At 54.7% G+C, this 24,150-nt stretch carries 18 protein-coding genes and 2 riboswitches; of the genes, 9 read left to right on the forward strand and 9 right to left on the reverse strand.

Annotated features, from left to right (window positions below; genetic code table 11):
• Window positions 1-23 precede the first annotated feature (23 nt).
• The gene (locus CU041_RS00925) at window positions 24-1,979 is read right to left on the reverse strand and encodes a sigma 54-interacting transcriptional regulator (protein WP_101245390.1); all 1,956 of its coding nucleotides are present in this window, start codon (window positions 1,977-1,979) and stop codon (window positions 24-26) included.
• A 215-nt stretch (window positions 1,980-2,194) separates the two neighbouring features.
• On the opposite strand from CU041_RS00925, the gene CU041_RS00930 reads away from it, so the two are divergent.
• The 6 genes from CU041_RS00930 to CU041_RS00955 all read left to right on the forward strand — a co-directional run bounded on the left by CU041_RS00930 (window position 2,195) and on the right by CU041_RS00955 (window position 8,132).
• Window positions 2,195-3,643 (forward strand): CmpA/NrtA family ABC transporter substrate-binding protein, encoded by a 1,449-nt coding sequence (locus tag CU041_RS00930; protein ID WP_101245391.1) that lies wholly within the window; start codon window positions 2,195-2,197, stop codon window positions 3,641-3,643.
• Between the two features lies 1 nt (window position 3,644).
• Entirely contained in the window at window positions 3,645-4,475 is an 831-nt protein-coding gene (gene ntrB, locus CU041_RS00935) for a nitrate ABC transporter permease (protein ID WP_101245392.1), read from the forward strand.
• Between the two features lie 11 nt (window positions 4,476-4,486).
• Entirely contained in the window at window positions 4,487-5,413 is a 927-nt protein-coding gene (locus tag CU041_RS00940) for an ABC transporter ATP-binding protein (RefSeq protein ID WP_101245393.1), read from the forward strand.
• 37 nt (window positions 5,414-5,450) lie between these two features.
• On the forward strand, window positions 5,451-5,891 hold the full coding sequence (gene cynS, locus CU041_RS00945) for a cyanase (RefSeq protein ID WP_101245394.1): 441 nt from the start codon (window positions 5,451-5,453) through the stop codon (window positions 5,889-5,891).
• A 241-nt stretch (window positions 5,892-6,132) separates the two neighbouring features.
• On the forward strand, window positions 6,133-6,837 hold the full coding sequence (locus CU041_RS00950; protein ID WP_101245395.1) for a glutathione S-transferase N-terminal domain-containing protein: 705 nt from the start codon (window positions 6,133-6,135) through the stop codon (window positions 6,835-6,837).
• Window positions 6,838-6,965: 128 nt separating this feature from the next.
• On the forward strand, window positions 6,966-8,132 hold the full coding sequence (locus CU041_RS00955; protein ID WP_101245396.1) for an adenosylhomocysteinase: 1,167 nt from the start codon (window positions 6,966-6,968) through the stop codon (window positions 8,130-8,132).
• A 96-nt stretch (window positions 8,133-8,228) separates the two neighbouring features.
• Here the strand turns inward: CU041_RS00955 and CU041_RS00960 are convergent, their stop codons facing one another.
• From CU041_RS00960 to ccrA, 3 genes are all read right to left on the reverse strand, one after another.
• Window positions 8,229-10,328: a methyl-accepting chemotaxis protein gene (locus CU041_RS00960; protein ID WP_101245397.1), complete on the reverse strand. Its 2,100-nt coding sequence runs from the start codon at window positions 10,326-10,328 to the stop codon at window positions 8,229-8,231.
• Between the two features lie 236 nt (window positions 10,329-10,564).
• The gene (locus CU041_RS00965) at window positions 10,565-12,232 is read right to left on the reverse strand and encodes an acyl-CoA dehydrogenase family protein (protein ID WP_101245398.1); all 1,668 of its coding nucleotides are present in this window, start codon (window positions 12,230-12,232) and stop codon (window positions 10,565-10,567) included.
• Between the two features lie 164 nt (window positions 12,233-12,396).
• Window positions 12,397-13,677, reverse strand: a complete 1,281-nt coding sequence (ccrA, locus tag CU041_RS00970) for a crotonyl-CoA carboxylase/reductase (RefSeq protein ID WP_101245871.1) — start codon at window positions 13,675-13,677, stop codon at window positions 12,397-12,399.
• A 291-nt stretch (window positions 13,678-13,968) separates the two neighbouring features.
• On the opposite strand from ccrA, the gene CU041_RS00975 reads away from it, so the two are divergent.
• On the forward strand, window positions 13,969-16,029 hold the full coding sequence (locus tag CU041_RS00975; RefSeq protein ID WP_101245872.1) for a protein meaA: 2,061 nt from the start codon (window positions 13,969-13,971) through the stop codon (window positions 16,027-16,029).
• A 7-nt stretch (window positions 16,030-16,036) separates the two neighbouring features.
• On the opposite strand, the gene CU041_RS00980 is transcribed toward CU041_RS00975, so the two are convergent.
• The 5 genes from CU041_RS00980 to ispH all read right to left on the reverse strand — a co-directional run bounded on the left by CU041_RS00980 (window position 16,037) and on the right by ispH (window position 21,832).
• Window positions 16,037-16,705, reverse strand: a complete 669-nt coding sequence (locus CU041_RS00980) for a DNA-3-methyladenine glycosylase I (protein ID WP_101245399.1) — start codon at window positions 16,703-16,705, stop codon at window positions 16,037-16,039.
• A gap of 73 nt (window positions 16,706-16,778) precedes the next feature.
• Window positions 16,779-19,127, reverse strand: a complete 2,349-nt coding sequence (locus tag CU041_RS00985; protein WP_228194586.1) for a putative bifunctional diguanylate cyclase/phosphodiesterase — start codon at window positions 19,125-19,127, stop codon at window positions 16,779-16,781.
• Window positions 19,128-19,403: 276 nt separating this feature from the next.
• On the reverse strand, window positions 19,404-19,856 hold the full coding sequence (rnhA, locus tag CU041_RS00990) for a ribonuclease HI (RefSeq protein ID WP_101245401.1): 453 nt from the start codon (window positions 19,854-19,856) through the stop codon (window positions 19,404-19,406).
• A 12-nt stretch (window positions 19,857-19,868) separates the two neighbouring features.
• Window positions 19,869-20,837, reverse strand: a complete 969-nt coding sequence (locus tag CU041_RS00995; protein WP_101245402.1) for a homoserine kinase — start codon at window positions 20,835-20,837, stop codon at window positions 19,869-19,871.
• Between the two features lie 47 nt (window positions 20,838-20,884).
• Window positions 20,885-21,832 carry a 4-hydroxy-3-methylbut-2-enyl diphosphate reductase gene (ispH, locus tag CU041_RS01000; protein WP_101245403.1) on the reverse strand — a complete coding sequence of 316 codons (948 nt, stop codon included), beginning with the start codon at window positions 21,830-21,832 and terminating at the stop codon, window positions 20,885-20,887.
• Between the two features lie 258 nt (window positions 21,833-22,090).
• Here ispH and CU041_RS01005 point away from each other — a divergent pair, with 258 nt between their 5' ends.
• Both CU041_RS01005 and gcvT read left to right on the forward strand, forming a co-directional pair.
• A complete protein-coding gene (locus CU041_RS01005; protein WP_101245404.1) occupies window positions 22,091-22,645 on the forward strand; it encodes a hypothetical protein in 555 nt (184 codons plus the stop codon).
• Between the two features lie 90 nt (window positions 22,646-22,735).
• Window positions 22,736-22,836: riboswitch (glycine riboswitch) on the forward strand.
• Between the two features lie 3 nt (window positions 22,837-22,839).
• Window positions 22,840-22,949, forward strand: a riboswitch (glycine riboswitch).
• Window positions 22,950-23,008: 59 nt separating this feature from the next.
• Window positions 23,009-24,121, forward strand: coding sequence for a glycine cleavage system aminomethyltransferase GcvT (gene gcvT, locus CU041_RS01010; protein ID WP_101245405.1), 1,113 nt, complete (start codon window positions 23,009-23,011; stop codon window positions 24,119-24,121).
• Window positions 24,122-24,150: the final 29 nt, after the last annotated feature.

Here is a 24,150-nt window from a genome sequence, read left to right on the forward strand (position 1 = left end):
TGGTGGATGGAAACTTTTCGACATTATCGGGTATTTTGATTTTCCGGTGCGGCAAAGTCACGGCGATCGATTTTGAATTTCTTGATACGGGACGCCAGCGTTGTCGGTTTGATATCAAGAAGTGCCGCGGCTCCGTCCGGGCCAAAAATCTTGCCCTGCGTCTGTCTTAGGGCATGGGTGATATTGTCATATTCGGTTTGTTGCATTTCAGCGCGCGTCAAAATGGTCCGGGCGGGCTGGGTATCCCGATCAGCTTTGGACGCGGGGGATGGTTTTTTGCCGTCCCGGGTGCTGAAATCGGGAAGATCGAAATGCAATTTACCGTCATGGGCCAAGATGGCAGCGCGTTCAATCACGTTTTCAAGTTCGCGGGCATTTCCGGGCCAGCCATAATTTTGCAAAACATGAACCTGTCCCTTGGTCAGGGTGGGTTGGGCAATGTTCAGGCGCTGGCAGATATTGCGCAGGAAATGCGCGGCCAGCGGCGGAATGTCGTCTGGCCGTTCACGAAGCGGTCGACATTCAATCGGAAACACATTGAGGCGGAAATAAAGGTCCTCGCGAAACCGCCCCTGACGGACTTCTTCCTTAAGGTCGCGGTTGGTGGCGGCAATCAGGCGGACATTGACCTCGCGTGTGCGTTCTTCGCCGATACGCTCAAACTTCTGATCTTGCAGAACCCGCAAAAGCTTGCCCTGAAGTTCCAGCGGGATTTCACCAACCTCATCTAGGAACAGGGTGCCGCCATCGGCCAGTTCAAAGCGCCCGACACGGTCGCGAATGGCGCCGGTAAAGGCCCCGCGCACATGCCCGAAAAATTCGCTTTCAAACAGTTCATGGGGGATGGCCGCACAATTCACGCGCACCAGAACGCGATCAGATCGTGTGCTGGCCTGATGGATGGCGCGCGCGATCAATTCCTTGCCGGTGCCGGATTCCCCGGTGATCAGAACGTTGGCGTCAGTCGGTGCAACCAGATCAATCTGTTTGAGCGCGCCTTGAATGGCATCCGATTGCCCGATGATTTCATGGTGATTGTTGGTCGACAGGATTTCTTCCTGAAGATAGGCATTTTCAAGTTCAAGCCGTTCACGAAGACGGTCGACCTCGGCAAGGGCGGCGTGCAGTTTTTCTTCGGCGATTTTGCGTTCGGTAATGTCTCGAAACACGATCACTGCCCCGATGACCAGACCATGGTCGCGAATGGGGGTGGATGTGTATTCGACCCGGATCGGTTTGCCATCGCTGCGCCAGAAGACTTCATCATCAACCCGTCTTACGATGCCCTCGCGGAATGCATTGTAAATCGGGCAGTGCTCGGCGTGATAGGGTTCGCCATCAACATGGGAATGGTGGATGATCGAATGGATTTCCTTGCCCACAAGTTCCTCGGCGGTCCAGCCCAACATGCGTTCGGCCGCCGGATTGACAAAGGTGGTTACCCCGTCCGAATTCACGCCGTAAATGCCTTCGCCGGCCGCGCCCAGGATCAGCTGGTTCTCGCGTTCGATCTCGCGGAAAAACCGTTCGGCGCGTCGCCATTCGGCAATACCTTCGCGCAGGTAATCGTCGGCCTCGGAGTCAACATCCCGGCGGTGGCGGGCATCAAGATCCGATATCGTTACCGTAAGATATTCTTCATCGCCTAGCGTGATGGCGCGGGCTTCGTGTTCTAGTTTCAGTTGGGTGCCGTCCGGCCGGCTCAGGTCCAGTCCGCGGGTCCAGGAAAATCCGTGATAAAGGGCGGCTTCGCTGAACACGACAAGGCTTGGCACCTGTCCCTTGTGCAGGGCGCTCATTTTCAGGGATATGAGGGCGTCTATGCTGCGGCCCAGCAATTTTGCCGCCGCCTCATTGGCGAACACGATGCTGTCGGTTTTGGGGTGAACCAGAATTGTCGGATGCGTATGCGCCAAAAGAGCCTGCAGATGGAGCGGCTCCAAAGACGTTGAAACAGATTGGTTTACGTCATGGTTCATACGAATTTCCTACGATAATTCGTAATTATGGTTACGAATTATCGTAAATTACGATTTTTCGTATATGTGAAGACTGCCTGTCATCATCCCCTGAGTCCAGCATTTTCAACGAAAATTCCGCATTGCAGCAAACTGGCACGACGGTTGCTCTTATCCTGACTGAATGTCTGGTGCTGTTCTGATCTGGACAGCGAAACAACACAGGGGGTGATCAAATGTCAGTTAAAAGTCTGGGCGATCCATTTAGCGGTGATACCGACCTGCGGCACAGCAAATCGTGCGGTTGTGATATGTGCGCGTCAAAGGGCGGGCATCACCAATCGGATCATGATCATGGTGTAAAGCACGATCTGTCGACGATGCCTGCTCATAGCGATATGGCGGCAAAGACACCGGAAAGCAGCGAAGAAATCCTTGATCGCGCCATCGACAGCGCGATTGTCCGTTCGGTTTTCGGTCACAACGAAATTTCACGTCGTTCCTTTGCCAAGATGGTTGGCGGCAGCACCATGATGGCGGCATTGGCATCGGTATTGCCAATCGACAAGGTCAAGGCAGCCATCCTTGATGATCTGGGGACACCGGAAAAGTCGAAGCTCAATATCGGCTTTGTGCCGATCACCTGTGCCACGCCGATCATCATGGCGCAGCCGATGGGCTTCTATGAAAAATACGGTCTTGATGTTGATGTCATCAAAACCGCGGGCTGGGCGGTGGCCCGCGACAAGTCGCTGAACAATGAATATGACGCGTCGCACATGCTGACCCCGATGCCGCTGGCCATTTCGATGGGGGCGGGTTCAACCGCGACCCCGTTCCTGATGCCGGCTGTTGAAAACATCAATGGCCAGGCCATCGTTCTGCACAATGACCATCTGGATAAGCGCGATCCGAGACAGTGGAAAGGCTTCAAGTTTGGTGTGCCGTTCGAATATTCGATGCACAACTTCCTGCTGCGTTATTATGTCGCTGAACATGGTCTGGACCCGGATAAGGACATCCAGATCCGCGTTGTTCCGCCGCCCGAGATGGTGGCAAACCTGCGTGCCGGTAACCTTGACGGGTATCTGTCACCCGATCCGTTTAACCAGCGTGCGGTATGGGAAAAAATCGGCTTCCTGCACACCCTGACCAAAGATATCTGGGAAGGTCATCCGTGCTGTGCATTTGCCTGTTCCAAGGCCTTTTCCGAAGAACTGCCGAATACCTATGGCGCGCTTTTGAAATCCATTGTGGATGCGACCCAATACGCGGCCAAGCCCGAAAACCGCAAGGAAATTTCGGCGGCGATTGCCCCGGCCAACTATCTGAACCAGCCGGTTCCAGTCATTGAACAGGTCCTGACCGGACGTTATGCCGATGGTCTGGGCGAAGTTAAAAACGTCCCTGATCGCATCGATTTCGATCCGTTCCCGTGGCATTCGATGGGGGTGTGGATTCTGACCCAGATGAAGCGCTGGGGCTATATCGAAGGCGATATCGATTACAAGAAAATCGCCGAGGAAGTCTATGTCGCGACCGATTGTGCCAAGGTGATGAAAGACCTTGGATATGAGGCCCCGACTTCGACCTATAAGTCCTATACCATCATGGGCAAGACCTTTGATCCCGATCAGCCCGAAGCCTATGTCAACAGCTTTGCGATTGGCAAAGGGGTAAGCTGACATGCTGGCATCGTTGAATGCCAGGGCTTTGGTTTTGTCACTCGTGCTATTGGCGGTCTTCCTTGGCCTTTGGGAGGCCGCCAGCCCGAAACAGAACATTTCTGGCGAACTGACAGAATATGAACTTCTGATGGGTGGGGCAGAACCCAAGGCGGCCGTGCCGCCACCCTCGGCAGTGATCGGCAAGGCATGGGAAGAACTTCGCAATCCTTTCTATGATGCAGGCCCCAACGACAAGGGGATCGGCATCCAGATCGGCTATTCGCTTTATCGGGTTCTTTCGGGATATTTCCTTGCTGCGGCGCTGGCCATTCCGGTCGGGTTCCTGATCGGAATGTCGCCCCTGATGTATAAGGCGCTTGATCCGTTTATTCAGGTGCTAAGACCGATTTCCCCGCTGGCGTGGATGCCTTTGGCCCTGTTTGTCATTCAGGACAGTCAGGCATCGGCAATCTTTGTCATATTCATCTGTTCGATCTGGCCGATGCTGATCAATACGGCATTCGGTGTGGCCGGGGTGCGCAAGGACTGGGTCAATGTGGCGCGAACCCACGAACTGGGTCCTTTCAAAACCGCATGGATCGTCATCCTGCCCGCTGCGGCACCAACCATTTTGACCGGAATGCGCATTTCCATCGGGATTGCCTGGCTGGTGATTGTCGCTGCCGAGATGCTCGTGGGCGGTACCGGCATTGGCTACTACGTCTGGAATGAATGGAACAACCTTGATCTGACCAGTGTGGTGTTCTCGATCCTGATGATCGGGGTTGTCGGCATGTTGCTTGATACGGCCTTCGCCTATTGCGCACGCCTTGTGCAGTACCAGGAATAAGGAGACCAGATATGTCGACACCATTCCTGAGTGTTCAAAACCTTACCAAACGTTTTCAGGCCCCCAAGGGTGGCGAAAGCCTGACGGTATTTGAAAACGTCAATCTCGGGATCGAGAAGGGCGAGTTTGTTTGCATCATCGGTCATTCCGGCTGTGGCAAATCAACCATCCTGAACATTCTTGCGGGGCTTGATGAACCAAGCGACGGCGCGGTCATCATGAATGGCAAGGAAGTTTCCGGGCCCAGTCTGGATCGCGGGATCGTGTTTCAGAACTATTCCCTGCTGCCATGGTTGTCCGCGCTCAAGAACGTCACTTTTGCCGTTCAGGCGCGCTACAAATCCTGGAGCAAAAAGCAGGTTCACGATCATTCGATGAAATATCTCGAAATGGTCGGTCTTGCGGGCGGGGCGGAATTGCGCAAGCCATCGCAACTGTCTGGCGGGATGCGTCAGCGTGTATCGATTGCACGTGCCTTTGCCATTCAGCCGGAACTGCTTTTGCTCGATGAGCCGTTCGGCGCACTTGATGCGCTGACCCGTGGCAGCATCCAGGACGAGTTGATCCGCATCTGGTCGGGATCGGACCAGACGGTCTTTATGATCACCCATGATGTTGATGAAGCCATCCTGCTTGCGGACCGCATTTTGTTGATGACCAACGGTCCCTATGCCCGGGTTGCCGAGTCCGTTCAGGTCGAAATCGAACGACCGCGTGAACGGGCCAACATTATCCATCATCCCGACTATTACGACATCCGCAATCACCTGGTGGAGTTCCTGGCCACACGGTCGCGCGAACTTGCCGGGAAACAGGACGATGATGCGAATTCCGCACCAAAAGTCGTCCGGTTCGGGGCAAATGCCGGGGCGGAAATCTCATCAGAAACAGGCAGCAAGTCCGGCACGCGCAAGCGTGCGGTCAATCGTGCCGATTAATCAAAACAACGTGCTGTATCAGAAGTGGAGAAAACCCATGAAAAAAGCTGACGTCAAAGAACTCATTCTCGAAGCCAAAAAGGCCAAAGGGCTCGGTTGGGAAGAGATCGCAAGCAAGATCGGTATGTCCCCGGTTTGGACAACTTCCGTGTGCTTTGGCATGAATTCGGCGCCAAAGGACAAGGCCGACATGCTGGTTGCCCTGTTTGACCTGCCGCCCGAAGCATCGGCTGTCATTCAGGAATGCCCGATGAAAATCTGGGACCAGGCGGTCCCGACCGATCCGGCCATCTATCGTCTGTATGAAATCGTTGGTGTTTACGGCGAAACCATCAAGGAAATCATCCACGAGAAATTCGGCGACGGCATCATGAGTGCGATCGATTACGAAATGTATATCGAACGCAAGGAAGACCCGAAAGGTGACCGTGTCGTGATTACCCTGGATGGCAAGTTCCTGAAATACCGCGCCTGGTAAGGATATCTTCCGGTGTGAAATTAATTGGCGGTACCGATGGGGTTGATCATCGAATGCCGCAGTCCGGTCAGGCCCGTTTGCATGCGCATTCGGGCCTGCTCCGTATGAGCGTGGTGAAAGTCTTGTCGGATGCTACTGGCGAAAAGGATGCGATCTGCTAAATCCTGAAGATATGTAATTGCCTGTATGCAATGCCTGATTTGGTTTTGCGTATCGGCCAAACAACAAGGATCAAATTCAGATGGCTGACCTTTCCGCATTCGACATTACCAAACGCTGGCCGGCAAAGAACCCCGATATTCTGCAGCTTTATTCATTCCCGACCCCCAACGGGGTAAAGGTTTCGATCATGCTCGAAGAAATCGGTCTTCCCTATGAAGCCCACACCATCAAAATCGGTGAAGACGAAACCTGGACCCCGGAATTTCTGTCGCTTAACCCGAATGGCAAAATCCCCGCCATTCTTGATCCGAACGGCCCGGATGGAAAACCGTTCGGGCTTTTTGAATCCGGGGCGATCTTGCAATATCTTGCCGAAAAATCCGGAAAGCTGTTGCCTGCTGATCCGGCGCGGCGGATGGAAACCATCCAGTGGGTCTATTTCCAGATGGCCGGACTGGGCCCGATTTTCGGGCAGCTTGGCTTTTTCCATAAATTTGCCGGCAAAGAGATCGAAGATAAACGCCCGCTGACCCGTTATGTGAATGAATCCAAACGGCTTTTGGGCGTTCTAGAAACCCGTCTTGACGGGCGCGACTGGATTATGGGCGATGAATATACCATTGCCGATATCGCAATCCTTGGCTGGGTCCGCAATCTGATCGGATTTTACGAGGCAGGTGATCTGGTGGCTTATGACACGCTCAAAAACGTACCGGCATGGCTTGAACACGGTCTTGCGCGGCCCGCTGTTCAGCGCGGTCTTGATATTCCGGCACGGCCATAAGGTCCGGGTTGCCTGAACAGGCTCAAAATTGACCGGATGGTCAGAAATGCTTTCCATCCGGTCCGGCTATCATTAATTAGGGGACGATACTATTCGTTACGCCACCACTGAACCCAAGAGATTGATTAATGACCAGCCGCATCAAGGACGCAGCACTTGCCGCCCAGATCAATGACGAAACGCTTGCATGGCGCGAAGTCATCTGTCCGGTAACGGCGAAATACGGAAACTATGTCGCCAAGCGTGACTTGCGCGACAAGACCATCGTCAGCTTCCAGCACGTTCTTGAAGACACCATTCCCACATTGCTGCCGTTTGTGAAGGCGGGTGCGAAGGTCAAGGTCGGGGCATGTAACCCCGATAGTACCGATGACGTTGCCGCCGCATACCTTGCTGCGAACGGGGTAGAGGTCCATGCCTTTTCGGGCATGACACCCGAAGAATATGCCAAAAGCATCGATATCCTGTCGTCCGAGCCAGCCGACATTGTCGCTGACATGGGTGGGGAGCTGATCGAGGCTTTTGTCAAAAAAGGTCATAAGGTCGACGGTGCGCTTGAAGCCACGACGACGGGTGTTCACCGCGTTGAAAAGCTTGATTATTCATTCCCGGTCTTTAACTGGAACGACATCGCGATCAAGGATCGCCTGCATAACCGACATCACGTGGCACAGGAAATGTGGCCGGTCTTTTCCAATGTAACCGGTCTGGCGCTTTATGGTCGTTCGGTTCTGGTGATCGGGTTCGGGCCGGTGGGGCGCGGTGTTGCCGAACGTGCGCGCAATCTTGGTGCGGTGGTCTCGGTTGCCGAACGCGATCCGGTGCGCGCCCTTGAAGCCCAGCATCACGGATGCCGTGTCGTCAGCCTTGAAGACGGCATCAAGGAATGCGCGATCATTGTGACCGCAACCGGTCTTTCGGGCATTCTGGGTGAAAACCAGATCAAGCAGGCCCGCCGCGGTGCCATTCTGGTTAATGTCGGTCATTCCAATACCGAGATCGATGTGGCATGGCTCGATACCCAGAAAAGCACCAAAATGCGCCGCTATATCGAAAAATTCGAATTCGATAACAGCCGCGAAGTGTATTTGCTTAACCGCGGCAGTCTTTTGAACCTGGCACCGGGCATGGGTGGTTCGGGCAAGGATCTGTTCGATCCGTTTTCCGCAATTCTGATCCGTGGAATTGACTGGTTGGCATCGGGCGGGGCCAATGCGTTCAAACCGGGATTTTATGATTACCCGGCCGAGATCGAACGCGAAATCGCCGAGGCGATCCTGCATTCGCACAGTTGACGGCGGCACGCCCTTGCAAGGATGTTAGCGCTAACATTAAAGCCCCCGGCCATTTATTGGTCGGGGGCTTTTTTATAGTTTGCTCGGTCCAAAGGGTCAGGCGCGATACCCGATACGCAGGTTGCCCCACTGTTCGCCATTCACGATGATCGGGACATCGCATTCCTTCATGAAGACCACACTGTCGCCCATGTCGCGGAAATAGGTCTGCAACAGGTGCGGTTTGGTGTTGCGCGCGGCGACCAGCCCGGCCCGGTCATCAAAGATCCGCCGGTTACGGCAATTGCCCATGTTCCAGGCGGCTTCGCCTGGGCGCTGCGGCTGGCTATAGATCTTGTTATGGGTCGGAAGATAGCCGTTAATATCCACACCGGCGGCAAACACGATATGCTTGTCCTTTTCAAGAATGGCTTCCTGAAGCGGGGTGAAATGCCGATCCGTGAACGGGATATAGGGCGTCATGAACTGTTTGGGGTCACTGCCTTCGATCAGTTCATAGCGCGGATTGAACAGGTCTTCGTGCTTGATTTCATTATTGCGAAGGCCGTTCTCAAGCACCTTGGCCAGATCTTGTGACAGTTGTTTGCCAAGTTCGGCGATCTTGCTGTCGTGATCGTGGGTTTTCTTGAGGTGATTGAGAATGACCTGATTGGCTTTGTCGTCGACTTCGGTAAACTGAACATGGGTTCCAAGTGCCGAAACGGCCTTGATCACGCCATGCAGAACCGTGCCATCCACCATGGTGATCGTGACGTGCTTGTTGCGATCCTTGTCACTGGCATCAATGCGCGCAAGCAATCCGGCCAGAGACATATCGGCGGTAACGCCATTGCGGACGTCACCATTTCCGAAATCGAATGAAAGATCGACCGCGATCGGGACGCGTTCTTCGTGACGCCGGTTTGCGCTTTCGGTACTGCGCAGCACCGTGCGGAACCGGCTTTCCATTTCATTGATGTCTTTGCGAATATTGGAAGCCAGAATGCGCAGGTTCTCGGCGGTTTCGCTGGCGTTTTGTGATTTCACGCTGGCCAGTTCGATATCACCGGAAATGCCCCGCATATGGGTTGATACTTCCTGTGCGCTTGTTGAAATTTCGGCGATTGCGGCAGTCTGCTGTTCGACCGATGCCGAAATATCCGCTGAAAGCTGGCTGACTTCATCAATCGCGCCACCGATTCCTTCGATTGCGGTGACGGCTTCTGATGTTGCCCCTTGAATGGCTGTGATCTGGGAGTTGATATCAAGGATTGCCTTTTCGGTCTGTGTCGCAAGGTTTTTGACCTCGTTGGCGACCACAGCAAATCCTTTGCCGGCATCCCCGGCACGGGCGGCCTCGATCGTGGCGTTCAGTGCCAGCATTTTCGTCTGATCGGAAATGCGTTTGACGATATCGACAACCTTGCCGATTTCACTGGCGGTCTCCGACAGGCTGTTCATCGTCTGGGATGTTTCCTGGGCGCGGATAACGGCCTGTCCGGCAATGTCGTTTGTTTTGTGGATGCGGTCGGCAATGCCATGGCTTGACGCCTGCAATTCCTCGGTCGCGGATGCGACCGTGGCAACGTTGCTGCTGGCGACTTCCGTGGTGGCGGTAATGCGTTCGACCAGTTGCGACAATTCACCGGCATCACTTTCCATGGTTTGCGCCACATCGTTGGTGCGCCCGGCCTGAAAGCCGACTTCGGAAATGATGTTGTCGGTTTCGCGTTCGATGATCTCGGACATCGACTGGATTTCCGAGGATGCGCGATGCTGGGCGATCTGTTTTTGCTGATCAGCCATCAGGCAAGCCATATCAGCCATCAAAACACACCGTGCCGCATCATTAAGGGCAGGCGACGGTCGAATGCCCTTGGTCCGCGACGCCAGCGTGACGCAATTTGCTGCCGACTTGTAATAGGCAAGCACGATGGCATCGGGTGTCAGATTGGCGGTGGCTTCTGCCAAAACGTGTTTGGCAAAACACTGATTGAAAGCATCAGCAGAACCGGCAGATGCCATTGCCCGAAACTGCTGGGCAAGACCCGAGACAAGCGTCTGCGGCGCATTCCTGTCGACGCTGCTTTGTCCTGATCCAAGCAGTTCGGTCACCAGGCCTTCTGCGATCTGATCAGCATGCTGATCGAACAGGTCCTTGGCTTCACCTGTTCGCGCATAGATTGTGGTTTCCGGCATTGCAGAGGCGTAATTCATTGAAACGTCTCTCCCCTTTTCCCTAAAAGGCAATTGGGCCTGTTTTGCACAGATTTTTAGGCTTCTGTGTTTGCTTAATTTCAGTCTATCACCACAGGTAAGTGGTAAATATATCATACTTTAGGTTGATATAGAAAAGCGGCCCGTCAAGGTTGACGGGCCAAGTTTGCCCTCGTTGATCACAGGGGCCACGGTTCGCAATGAAAATAAGGTTCGGCTTTCAATCTGTTAGCCGGTTATCGACCCAACAATCCGCGGGTCACAACTTGCGCCTGAATTTCGGCGGCACCTTCAAAAATGTTGAGGATACGGGCATCGCAAAGCACGCGACTGATCTGATATTCCAGCGCATAGCCATTGCCGCCATGAATCTGAAGCGCGTTATCAGCATTTGACCAGGCAACCCGTGCCCCCAGAAGCTTCGCCATGCCCGCTTCAATGTCGCAGCGGATATCCTGATCTTTTTCAAGTGCCGAGAAATAGGTGAGCTGACGGGCAATCATGGTTTCAACAACCATCCATGCAACTTTGCCGTACACCCGAGGGAAGCTGAAAAGCGGTTTGGAAAACTGGACGCGATCCTTGGCGTAGCGCATGCCGATCTCAAGCGCGTTCTGGGCAACGCCGACAGCACGTGCGGCGGTTTGAATGCGGGCCGACTCAAAGGTTGCCATAAGTTGCTTGAAACCCTGGCCTTCTTCACCGCCCAGAAGGTTGGCGGTCGGGACTTCAAACCCGTCAAAGGAAAGCTCGTATTCCTTCATGCCGCGATACCCAAGAACCTCGATCTCACCACCAGACATGCCGTTGGCGGGGAACGGGTCGTCATCGGTGCCGCGCGGCTTTTCGGCCAGAAGCATCGACAACCCGCGATAGCCGGCCTCATCAGGGTTGGTGCGCGTCAAAAGCGTCATCAGATCGGATCGTGCCGCATGGGTGATCCATGTCTTGTTCCCGGTCACCTTATAGGTGTCGCCATCCTTGATCGCGCGTGTGCGCAGATGGGCAAGGTCGGAGCCGTTATTGGGTTCGGTAAAGACCGCCGTTGGCAAGATTTCACCCGATGCCAGTTTGGGCAGGTAATGTTCCTTTTGTTCATCCGTGCCGCCAAGGCGGATCAGTTCCGCAGCGATTTCGGAACGGGTACCAAGCGATCCCACCCCGATATAGCCGCGTGACAGTTCTTCGGTCACGACACACATCGCGGTTTTGCCCATGCCAAGTCCGCCGAATTCTTCGGGGATGGTCAGGCCGAAAACGCCGAGTTCCGACATTTCAGTCACGATTTCAATCGGGATCAGCTCGTCGCGTTCATGCCAGCCATGGGCATGGGGCGTTACTTTTTCTTCGACAAACCGCCGGAACTGGTCGCGGACAAGATCCAGTGTTTCGTCTTCCAGTCCGGTTTCGCCAAAGCGACCGGTATCAAGACTGTCTTCGATTTCAGTGGCAATGGCGCGGCGCGCAGCGTCAGAATTACCATGGGCTGACAGAACAGAAACCGCACGACTTGAACAGAAGGTCTGAATATCGGTTTCGGAAACACCCAGTGTGGTCAGACGAATGATTTCTCCCTGCGACATCGGAATGCCGCCCTTGATCTGGGCAAGATATTCGCCAAAGGCGACTTGCAGGATCAGGGTTTCAAGATGCCCGCGTTTGCCCTGTGTGACCAGCCTGTCCGACCATGCCTTCATCTGTTGAAGGGCGGTGACATAGGTCGTGAACCAGGCAAAGCCATGGGCGGCAAACTGATGTTCGTCAAAGGCATTGGCATCAATACGGCCATCAATGGTGACCCGGGCGCGAATGGCATTTTCGGTGGCATCATAAAGCGATGCCAGTGCAGCCAGTGCATCGTCGCAAAGCTGGTCAAGATCAGGAAGCAGGGCGGTATCAGTCATTGGCTTGGTCCTTTGCCCGGCAATCGTGTGGGGCGATTGCACTGGTCGAAAACGGATATCTTGGTCGAAAAGGGTGGTGGCACCCCGCACGCGGATCGGGCGAGAACGCGCTTGGGGTGCCAGCAATCAGTCAAAGGCCGGGACGGCTGCGCCCCGATGTGGGATTAACCTTCGACTGCTTCTTCAAGGGTGCGCATGCCCGGCCGCTTGGCCTGAACCAGAACCGCCATGTTCCCCGGTTTATGTTCGTTGCGCATCATTTTCATATGTGCGCGCGGAATGTCTTCCCAACTGAAAACTTCGGACATGCTGGGATCAAGGCGGCGCTCGATCACCAGTTTGTTGGCCTGTGCCGCCTGTTTCAGGTTGGCAAAGTGGCTGCCCTGAATGCGTTTCTGGCGCATCCAGACGAAACGCGCATCAAAGGTCAGGTTAAACCCGGTTGTCCCGGCACAGAACACGACCATGCCGCCACGTTTCACCACGTTGCACGATACCGGGAAAGTTTGTTCGCCCGGATGTTCAAAGACGATATCAACGTCATTGCCCTTGCCGGTGATTTCCCAGATCGCTTTGCCGAATTTGCGGACTTCTTTCATATAGTCGCCAAATTCCGGACCATTGACCGTGGGAAGCTGGCCCCAGCAATTGAAATCCTTGCGATTGATGACGGCCTTGGCCCCAAGTCCAAGGACAAAGTCGCGCTTTGATTCGTCTGAAATCACCCCGATCGCATTGGCCCCGGCGGTGGTGATCAACTGGATCGCCATGGAGCCAAGTCCCCCGGACGCCCCCCAGACCAGAACATTATGCCCCGGACGCAGGATATGCGGGCGATGCCCGAACAACATGCGGTACGCGGTGGCAAGGGTCAGCGTGTAGCACGCACTTTCTTCCCAAGTCAGATGTTTGGGGCGCGGCATCAATTGCTGTGCCTGGACACAGGTGAACTGGGCGAATGACCCATCCGGGGTTTCATAGCCCCAGATGCGCTGGGTCGGGGACAGCATCGGATCGCCGCCGTTACATTCTTCGTCGTCGCCATCATCCTGATTGCAATGAATGACGACTTCATCGCCGACCTTCCAGCGGGTAACTTTTGACCCGACCGCCCAAACAATGCCCGAGGCATCAGACCCGGCAATATGGAACGGGCAGTCATGGGAATTGAAAACCGAGATCGGTTTGCCAAGGGACGCCCAGATACCGTTGTAATTGACGCCCGCCGCCATCACGAGAACCAGCACCTCGTGGCTGTCTGGCTGGGTGACCGGCAGAACTTCACATTGCATGGCGGTATCGGGTTCGCCGTGGCGTTCTTCGCGAATCGCCCATGCATACATATTTTTGGGCACATGACCCAGCGGCGGGATTTCGCCGATTTCATAAAGATCTTTTTCTTCCTGACCGCCACGGAAAGGCAGCACTTCAGCAGTGGTGTTCATGGCCTTCACTCCTTCTTCAGGGTCGATCCGGATAGCAGGGTAATAAAATTACCTATGCTGCGTTGCGGTCGACGAAACCTCCAAGCCACAGAATTTGTTTTATTTTCCCTGGGCATTTCCCGGATTTCTGCGGTTTGTATGCAGAATGAACCGAGGCGATATTTGTTTTCGCTTTTATCGCGTTGCACAAATTGTTATATAATTACTCAAGTGATGTCTAGTAGATAATTTAATAACGTTCATGCGTAATTATCGAAAAGTCAAAAGGTAATAAAAATACAAGAGGTCGTGATGTCGATGGAAAATAAGCGCAGCGCAGCAAAGCAGGATCGTGATCGGCCCTGGCTGATCCGGACATATGCGGGGCATAGCTCGGCCTCGGCTTCCAATGCCCTGTATCGTCAAAACCTGGCCAAGGGGCAGACGGGGCTTTCCGTCGCATTCGATTTGCCGACCCAGACCGGATACGATTCGGACCATATTTTGGCACGTGGTGAAGTGGGTAAGGTCGGGGTGCCGGTCGCCCACCTTGGGGACATGATGACGCTGTTTGACGGCATCCCGCTTGATCAGATGAATACATCGATGACGATCAACGCCCCGGCGGCCTGGCTTTTGTCACTTTATATTGCGGTTGCCGAAAAGCAGGGAACAGCGCGCGACAGCCTTCAGGGCACGACCCAGAACGACATCATCAAGGAATATCTGTCACGCGGGACATATATCTTCCCGCCTGCACCCAGCCTGAAACTGATTACCGACGTTGCGGCATTTACCTATCGCGAGGTGCCGAAATGGAATCCGATGAATGTGTGTTCGTACCATCTGCAGGAAGCCGGGGCGACGGCGGAACAGGAATTGGCCTATGCACTGGCAACGGCGATTGCGGTTCTTGATGCGGTTCGCGATTCGGGTCAGGTCCCCGAAGAAGACTTTGCCAAGGTTGTCGGGCGTATTTCATTTTTTGTGAATGCCGGTATTCGCTTTGTGACCGAGATCTGCAAGATGCGGGCATTCTGCGAACTTTGGGATGAAATCACGCAGGATCGCTATGGCATTGAAGATGCCAAATATCGCCGGTTCCGGTATGGGGTGCAGGTCAATTCGCTGGGCCTGACCGAACAGCAGCCGGAAAACAACGTCTATCGCATCCTGATCGAAATGCTGGCAGTGGTGCTTTCCAAGAATGCGCGTGCGCGTGCGGTTCAATTGCCCGCCTGGAACGAGGCGCTTGGGCTCCCGCGTCCGTGGGATCAGCAATGGTCACTGCGCCTGCAACAGATCATGGCCTATGAAACCGATCTTCTGGAATATGAGGATCTGTTTGACGGCAATCCGGCGATTGAGCGCAAGGTCGGTGCCCTTAAGGAAGGGGCGCGCGCGGAACTGGCAAAGATCGATGCCATGGGGGGCGCGATTGCGGCTGTTGATCGCGGGTACATGAAGCAGGAACTGGTGCGTTCCAACGCCCGCCGTCTGGCGGATATCGAAAGCGGACTGACCAAAGTGATCGGTGTGAATGCCTTTACCGAAACCGAACCATCGCCGCTGACATCAGGTGAAAAATCGATCCTGACGGTCGATGACATGGCCGAGCAGGAGCAGATCGAAAAACTCAAAGCTTGGCGCTCGGACCGTGATCAGGCGACGGTCACCAAGAATCTTGAGGCCCTTAAATCCGCCGCCAGCGAAGGGCGCAACATCATGGAAAGTTCGATCGCCTGTGCCCATGCCGGTGTCACGACCGGGGAATGGTCGGAAACGCTTCGCGATGTATTTGGCGAATATCGTGCACCGACCGGTATTACGTCGATGATTGTCACGGGCGATGCACAGGACATCCAGACCCTTCGTGACCGGGTTGATGAAGTGTCTGACAAGCTTGGCGAACGCATGAAAATGCTGGTGGGGAAACCGGGGCTGGATGGTCATTCCAACGGTGCGGAACAGATCGCGGTCAAGGCCGGAGACGCCGGTATCGAAGTTCTTTACGAGGGCATTCGCTGGACACCCGATGCACTGGTTCGCAATGCAATTGACGAAGGAGCCCATGTAATCGGGCTTTCGATCCTGTCGGGGTCGCATGTGCCATTGGTGCGCGAAGTGGTCAATGGCTTGCGCGCAGAAGGGGCCGGTCACATCCCCGTCGTGGTCGGCGGGATCATCCCCGAGGCCGATATGCTGGTTTTGCGGCAAATGGGGGTGGCAGCCGTCTACACGCCCAAGGATTATCAACTGGTCCGGGTGATTTCCGAGATTGTCGATCTTGTTGATCGCAAGTCGTCGGACCGCCCATCGTCAACGGGCACGCACCCAAATGATGATGCCGGGCGCAGCGCAACGGTGTATTAGGCGGCCTTTATCCCGCTGAAAATGCCAGAATCTGGCTGATCTGGGTTAAGGGTCGGCCGGATTCCTTGTGCCAGTGGTCAAGGGCGGCCTGGACCGATGCGAAATCCTTGTTCGATGACGGCATCTTGGTAACCACGCCTTCGGTCTTTAGTGCCTTGATGACGTCGTTGGAGAAAATTGGCGTGTCCATGCCAATACGGCGCAGGGCAACTTGCCCGGTTTTGCCGCCAAGCCGTGATCCGCCTTTGTGGACAAGGCGCAAATTGTCGCAATAATCGGGAAGTTTCCAACTGGCAAAGAATGCGCCGACTGATCCATGGTTGTCGGCAAGGTCGCGCAGGAAGCGGGCATTTTCCCCAATTGATTTGATCTTTGGCCCATGGGCGACAATCCCGTCGACCTTAAGCAGGCGTTCGACATCTTCGTCATGCATCATCGACAGTCGGCCGATATCAAAACCGTCAAAGACTTCTTCAAACCGTGGCCATTTGTTTTCAATCACTTTCCAGCTGAAACCGGCCTGAAAAACCGATTTGCTGAATTCTGACAGCCAGCGATCATTGGCAATCGCGGCGATTTCATTGCGTGGTCTGGGGGTGACTAGGGCCGCGGAAAGTGCGGCTTCGCTTCCTTTGCGGGCGATGGCGGCTTGTTCTATTTCGGGAAACGGGCGCATGGAGTGTCTTGTCCCTTGAACGAAAAAACAGCCAAAGCAATGCCAAGGCTGTTTTCAAGAATATCGGGTGTGATCAGGACTTTGCAGCAACCCGTTCGGGCACGCGACTGTGGCGGTCACTGACCCAGCTTTCGAATGTGGTGGCCGGAAGCGGTTTGGAGAACAGGAAGCCCTGAATGAAATCACAGCCCTTTTCACGCAGATATTCAAGCTGTTCGACTTCTTCCACGCCTTCGGCAACCACTTCAAGATTAAGGCTGTGGCCAAGACCGATCACCGCATCGACAATTGCCTTGTCATCGAGATCGACATGGATGTCATTCACAAACGACCGGTCGATCTTGATCGAGCCAACCGGGAAGCGTTTCAGATAGTTCAGGGACGAATAACCGGTACCAAAGTCATCAATCGCGATCATCACGCCAAGCGCTTTAAGCTCCTTCAGCGTTGAAACCGCCTTTTCCGGGTTGTTCATCAGGATCGATTCAGTGATCTCAAGTTCAAGCGTACCTTCCGGAAGGGCGGTGTCCTTGACGATTTTGGTAACACTTTCGACCAGTTCGGCATCTTGGAACTGCGCAGGTGACAGGTTCACCGCAATCCGCATCCCGGGCAGTGACGAATCACGCCATGCCTGCGTCTGTTTGCAGGCCTTTTCAAGAACCCAGGCACCAAGCCGGTTGATCAGGCCGCATTCCTCGGCCACCGAGATGAATTCGCCCGGCAGGATCAGGCCACGTTCCGGGTGATGCCAGCGCACAAGTGCCTCGGCGCCAACGACCTTTTCGGTCCGGCAATCAATTTTGGGCTGATAATAAAGTTCGAGCTGATCCTGTTCGAGCGCGTTGCGCAGATCTTCCTCGATGGTTTTGCGTTCCTTGACCCGCTCATGCATCGACGGCAGGAAGAAGCGGTAATTGTTGCGCCCTTCGGCCTTGGCCGCATACATCGCCATATCGGCGTTCTTGACCAACTGTTCGGGGTTCTCGCCGTCTTCCGGGAACAGGGTAATGCCGACACTGGCCGTTGAATGCAGGCGAATGCCCCGGCAATCAAACGGCTGGGACAGCTCGTCAATGATGCGCTGGGCAAGGGCGATGGTGTCTTCGATATTCTGGACATCGGTCTGAATGATCGCAAACTCGTCCCCGCCAAGACGGGCGGCAGTATCTGAATCGCGGATGATCCGCGACAGACGCTGACCCATTTCCTGAATCATCAGGTCACCAACATCATGGCCAAAGTGGTCGTTGATGTCCTTGAACCGGTCAAGGTCAACAAACAGAACCGTGACACCGCGCTGGAACCGGCGGGCCGACAGCAATGCCTGACGCAGGCGGTCAAGGAACAGGGTACGGTTCGGAAGGCTGGTCAGCACATCATGAACGGCCAGATGGCGCATGCGTGCTTCGGTCTGTTTGCGTTCGGTAATGTCGGTATAGGTCGCGACATAGCCGCCGCCGGGCATCGGGTTGTGATCAACCTGAATAACGCGCCCATTGGGGCGGGTGCGTTCCATGCGATAGGGTTCGCGACGTCGTGCAATGGCAACACGGTCGGAAATCAGGGCCTGAATGCTGACATCGCCATATTCGCCGCGTTCGCCGTTATAGCGCAGGATATCGGAAAGCGGTGTGCCTTCCTTGACCAGATCACGCGGCAGATTAAGCAACTCGATATAGCGTTCGTTCCAGACCATAAGATTAAGGTCCTGATCAAACAGGCAGATACCCTGACCGATATTGTGAAGGGTCGCTTCGAGAAGGGCCTGCTTGCGCTGGGCTTCTTCCTGTGCCTGACCTTGCAGGGCGACCATTTCGTTATATTCGCGGATCAGAAGGCCAAGTTCGTCCGAACTGTTCCATTCCACCGGACGGCGCAAGCGGCCATGCTTGGTCATGCGAATGGAATGCAAAAGACGGTTCAGCGGTTCCTTGATCGACCTTTTGTTTGCGATCAGCAGGCTGGCGGCAACCACTGCGATCAGCAATCCAAACAGGATCATGTCAATGGCAATGCGGCGGAACAGAAGGTCCTGAACGCGGGCATCGGTAAAGTAGATGACCAGTTCGCCGACATCGTGGCGCACATTGTTACGTTCGAAATAGACGCGGCGTGACAGACGCAATGTATCGGCCAGTTCCGATTGCGAAACGCCGGTATGGGCAAATTCGGTGCCGTCCGCACCAAGTGCCTGCACCGCGACGATATCACGGTCACGCGCCATCGCGTTCAAAGCAGATTCGATATTGTCGACATCAAGATACCAGAACGGGGTTGCCAGAACGCGGGCATTGATGTCTGCGGTCTGTTCAACCTTGCCATTCAGATCATCGCGCAGAACTTTGTAACTGACATAGCCAAACACAATAAACAGGGCGAGCGAGAACAGGGAAACCAGCGGCAATGCTATGAATAGCAACCGACTGCTCAAAGACTTCCGTTGTAAAAAGCCGTATGATCCGCGCGACAAGCGTTCTCTCCTGGACACCCAACTTTTGGCTAGTCAGATATACTTTACTCGACGTTCTTATAGGAGCCAACACTCCGATGATTGAGTCGACTCAACCCGGAAGTTGGTCGAAACGCAAGTTTGATTTTATTTTCCTGATAAATAAATAGTTGCAACAACCTGCATCGTCTATTTTGGGGCGAAGTGCTGAAGCTTCAAGCGTTTGTCGGCACAAGACCGAAAATATCACGATTTTGGAACCGCCATCCGGGCCAGTTCGTCGCATCGTTCGTTCTCGGGATGGCCGGCGTGACCCTTGACCCAGTGCCATTCAACCTTGTGCGGTTTCAGGGCATCAAGCAGGCGTTGCCACAGCTCGACATTCTTGACGGGCTTCTTGTCCGCCGTCTTCCAGCCGCGCTTTTGCCAGCCGAAAATCCATTTGGTAATGCCGTCACGGACATAGCTGCTGTCGGTATAAATATCGACCACGCAGGGGCGTTTGAGCGCCTCAAGCGCGCTGATTGCCGCCATCATTTCCATGCGGTTATTGGTGGTTTCGGGATCCCCTCCCGAAAGTTCCTTTTCCACACCCTTGAACCGAAGGATCGCCCCCCAGCCACCCGGGCCCGGATTGCCGCTGCATGCGCCGTCGGTGTAAATCTCGACGTGATTGTCGCCGCCATTTTGTGAATTCATCTTGTGGTATCCTTAGTCAAGTCCATAGGCGGCTGCATTGTCCACCCGTTGATGGAAACGCAGTTTATTGATGTATTCACGGGGATTTTTGGGCGTAACCAGTGCGTCTTTGGGGGTGTTGACCCAGTCATAAAGACGGGTAAGCAAAAAGCGCAGGCTTGCACCGCGGGCCAGAACCGGCAAAGCGGCAATTTCGGCATCACCAAGCGACCGTACCTTGCCATATTGCGACAAAAGGTTCTTGGCCTTGGTAACGTTAAAGCTGTTGTCAGGTTCGAAGCACCAGGCATTCATGCAGATCGCAATGTCGTAGCAAAGCAGATCATTGCACGCGAAATAGAAATCAATCAGCCCCGATACGTCTTCCTTGCCCGGGAAGAAGAAAACATTGTCCGGGAACAGATCGGCATGAATGACCCCCTTGGGCAGGTCATGGGGCCAGTTTGCTTCGAGATAGTCGATCTCGTCACCGATCATTTTGCCAAGACCGGGTTCGACATCATCGGCATGTTCCCGGCAACTTTCGACCAAACCACGCCATCCCTTGACGCTCAGCGCGTTGGGAAGATGCATTTCAAAATCCAGGCCGGCGATATGCAGCTTGGCCAATGCGGTGCCAAGACCGGCACAATGATGGGGAAGGATGCGCCGTGGCGACATGCCTTGTAAGAAGGATGTGATTGCTGCGGGCCGGCCGCACAGGCGACGAAGCGCAACACCGTCAGTGCCATGGATCGGGGTCGGACAGTTCAGCCCCTTGGCCGACAGATGATCCATCAGGCCCAGATAAAAGGGCAGGTCGTCCGGATTAACGCGTTTCTCATACAGGGTCAGGATGAATGGCGCCTCGGTCGTTTGAAGCAGGAAGTTGGTGTTTTCGACACCTTCTGCGATGCCCTTGAACGAGACAACATCACCGATGTCATATTCGGCGACAAAACGGGCGATGTCTTCGTCTGAAACGTCGGTATAGACGGCCATTGGATTTAACGTGGTCCTGAACTTGAAAAGTAAGCAGCTATAATATCTTAGCTGGCAAGCTGACGTGGCAATTTGAATGTCACGTTCTCGTCGGTCAAGGTAATGGTTTCGACCGTGACGTCATAACGTTCACGGCAGGCATCAATAACTTCCTCGACCAGAATTTCCGGGGCAGAGGCACCGGCCGTAATGCCAAGGGTGCTGATACCGTCAAGCTTGTTCCAGTCAATGTCATGCGCCCGTTCGACCAGAACCGAACGCGTGCATCCTTCGCGCTTGGCGACTTCAACCAGCCGGTTGGAGTTTGACGAATTCGGCGCGCCGAGAACCAGGATCGCATCGGCCTTTTCGGCAATCAGTTTGACAGCATGCTGACGGTTGGTCGTGGCATAGCAGATGTCTTCCTTTTTCGGGACCGAAATCGCCGGGAAGCGGCGCTGAAGGATCTCGATGATCTTGGCCGTGTCATCAAGTGACAGGGTCGTCTGGGTCACGAAAGCAAGGTTTTCGGGATTTTCGACTTCAAGATTTTCGGCGTCTTCTTCGGTTTCGATCAAGGTCATGCTGCCGACCGGAAGCTGGCCCATCGTGCCGATGACTTCCGGGTGCCCGGCATGACCGATCAGAAGAATATGTTTGCCATCGGCAAAATGACGTTCCGCACCACGATGGACCTTTGATACCAGCGGGCAGGTCGCATCAAGATATTCAAGCTTGCGGGTTTCGGCGGCCTCGGGGACGGATTTCGGGACCCCGTGGGCCGAAAAGATGACCGGCACACCATCGGGAACCGCGTCCAGTTCATCAACAAAAACAGCGCCCATATCGCGCAGGCGGTCGACGACAAATTTGTTGTGGACGATTTCGTGACGGACATAAACCGGCGCACCATATTTTTCGAGCGCCTTTTCCACGATCTCAATCGCACGATCTACCCCGGCGCAGAAGCCGCGCGGGTTGGCAAGAACGATCCGAAGACTGGCTTTGTCAGGCATGATACGGGTCCGGTTTCCAAATTGTGCCGGGACAAGCCCGCTGCACTTATTCAAACGTTCTCGTTACATAACCTGCCTGACCTTGTGGCGCAATGACTGAGCACCGATCGCCCCGGGAACAATTGCACCCGATTTTGTGTTTTCATTTCGTGGCAATCGTCGAAGCGGGTTGTGCGGCTTACGGCGAAAGAATAGACTGCGCCACGACAGTGCAGATCATGCATATGTCAGAAAACAGATGGTTTGATAGAGGCTTGGATGACGATCGGTAACGGACTGCGGCGCGTTTGTGCATTGGGGATGGTCTCGGTTGGGGGATTGCTTGCAGCATGCAGCAGTAACCCGTTTGAAGAGCAGCCTGTTCCGACCTGCCCGGCAGCCTATCTGCCAAAGGATACGGCAAAGCTTGTTCAGTTCGCCGGCAGTGGCAAGGATCTGACCGATGTGATCGTCGAGGCGGAATTCACCGGATATCTTGGTGACTGTGGCTATGACCTTGATGACAAGACGCTTGATGTCATCATCAGCCCGATCATTACGGCTGAGCTGGGCCCGGCGGCGCAGGGGCGTTCGGCATCGTTCAAATATTTCGTCGCCCTTCGCGATCCCGATGGAAAGTTTGTTCAGAAATCGGTGTTTGATGTGACAATGCCGTTTGCGGACAATCTTAATATGGCGCGTTACCGTGACGAGCAGGTCACCCTGTCTGTTCCGCTTGATGATGTCTGGGCCGGTCCCGACTACGAGATTTATCTCGGATTCCAGCTAAGTGCCGATCAGCTCGACTATAATCGTCGTTTCGGTACAAACTGACAGCGGCGGGTTGAAAACCTGCCCGGGTGATTGCCCGAATTTTGGGGCTGGTCGACCGGGAACGAAATACGTATAAGGACGCATACCCAAGTGATCCCCGTGGGAGAGTGCCACGGTCCATAACGGATTGCGCGGACGCCGAAGGAGCAACCACCCCGGAAACTCTCAGGCAAACGGACCGCGGGGAGATGGGACTCTGGAAAGCAGGCGGCATCAATTTGAATTTCCGGTGACCGCCTCGCCGAAGATGTAAGCAGACCGTCACGACAAGTCGGCTGTGATTCTTTCAGGCTCCAAGACAGAGGGGGAATGTGGTTGGCCATTGGTCGGCTATGTTTCGCAACGACTGTCCGGGAGACCTTGATGGCCGATCATCAGCCAGAACTGCTTAAAACCGCCCTTTATGACCTCCATGTGGAACTTGGCGCCAAAATGGTGCCATTCGCCGGATATGACATGCCGGTTCAATACCCGCTGGGTGTTAAGGGCGAACATCTTCATACGCGTGCCAAGGCCGGACTTTTTGATGTGTCCCACATGGGACAGGTTCGTCTGACCGGTGAAAACCGCGTCGCCGAACTTGAAAAACTGGTGCCTGGCGATATCGCGATCCTGAAACCGGGGCGCACCCGTTATTCGACCTTCACCCAGGACGATGGCACGATCCTTGACGATCTGATGATCACCAATGCCGGTGACAGCCTGTTTCTGGTGATCAATGCGGCGTGCAAGGATGACGATATTGTTCACATGCGTGCCAACCTTGGTGACGGCGTTTCCCTTGAAGAAATTGATGACCGTGCGCTGATGGCGCTTCAGGGGCCCGAGGCCGCCAATGTTCTGGCGCGCTTTGCCCCGGCTGTTGCCGATCTGAAATTCATGAGCTTTGCCGAGATTGATATTGCCGGTATTGCCTGCTTTGTCACGCGTTCGGGTTACACGGGCGAAGACGGCTATGAAATTTCCGTGCCCAATGATCGCGCCGAAGAGCTTGCGCGCAAATTGCTGGCCGAGGAAGAAGTCGAGGCAATCGGTCTTGGTGCCCGTGACTCCCTGCGTCTGGAAGCAGGGCTTTGCCTTTATGGCAACGACATTGACACCACCACGACCCCGGTTGAGGCCGATCTGAACTGGATCATCAACAAGCGCCGCCGCGAAGAAGGCGGTTTCAAGGGCGCGGATGTCATTCTTGATCAGCTGGCAAACGGGGCGGATCGCAAACGTGTTGGCATCAAGCCCGAAGGCAAGGCGCCTGCACGCGAACACACCCAGATTTTGAACAGCGACGGCGAAGAGATCGGCGAAATCACATCAGGTGGTTTTGGCCCGACCGTCGATGGCCCGATTGCAATGGGCTATGTCGCAATTGAATTTTCCGAACCGGGCACCAAGGTCGATCTTATGGTGCGCGGCAAGGCCCGTCCGGCAGAGGTGGTTGAACTCCCGTTCGCACCGCATCGCTATTTCCGCGGCTGATTGCTGCAAATCTTGAGAATGTGCGGCGT

Source organism: Thalassospira povalilytica (genome assembly GCF_002844235.1).
Taxonomy (GTDB): Bacteria; Pseudomonadota; Alphaproteobacteria; order Rhodospirillales; family Thalassospiraceae; genus Thalassospira; species Thalassospira povalilytica.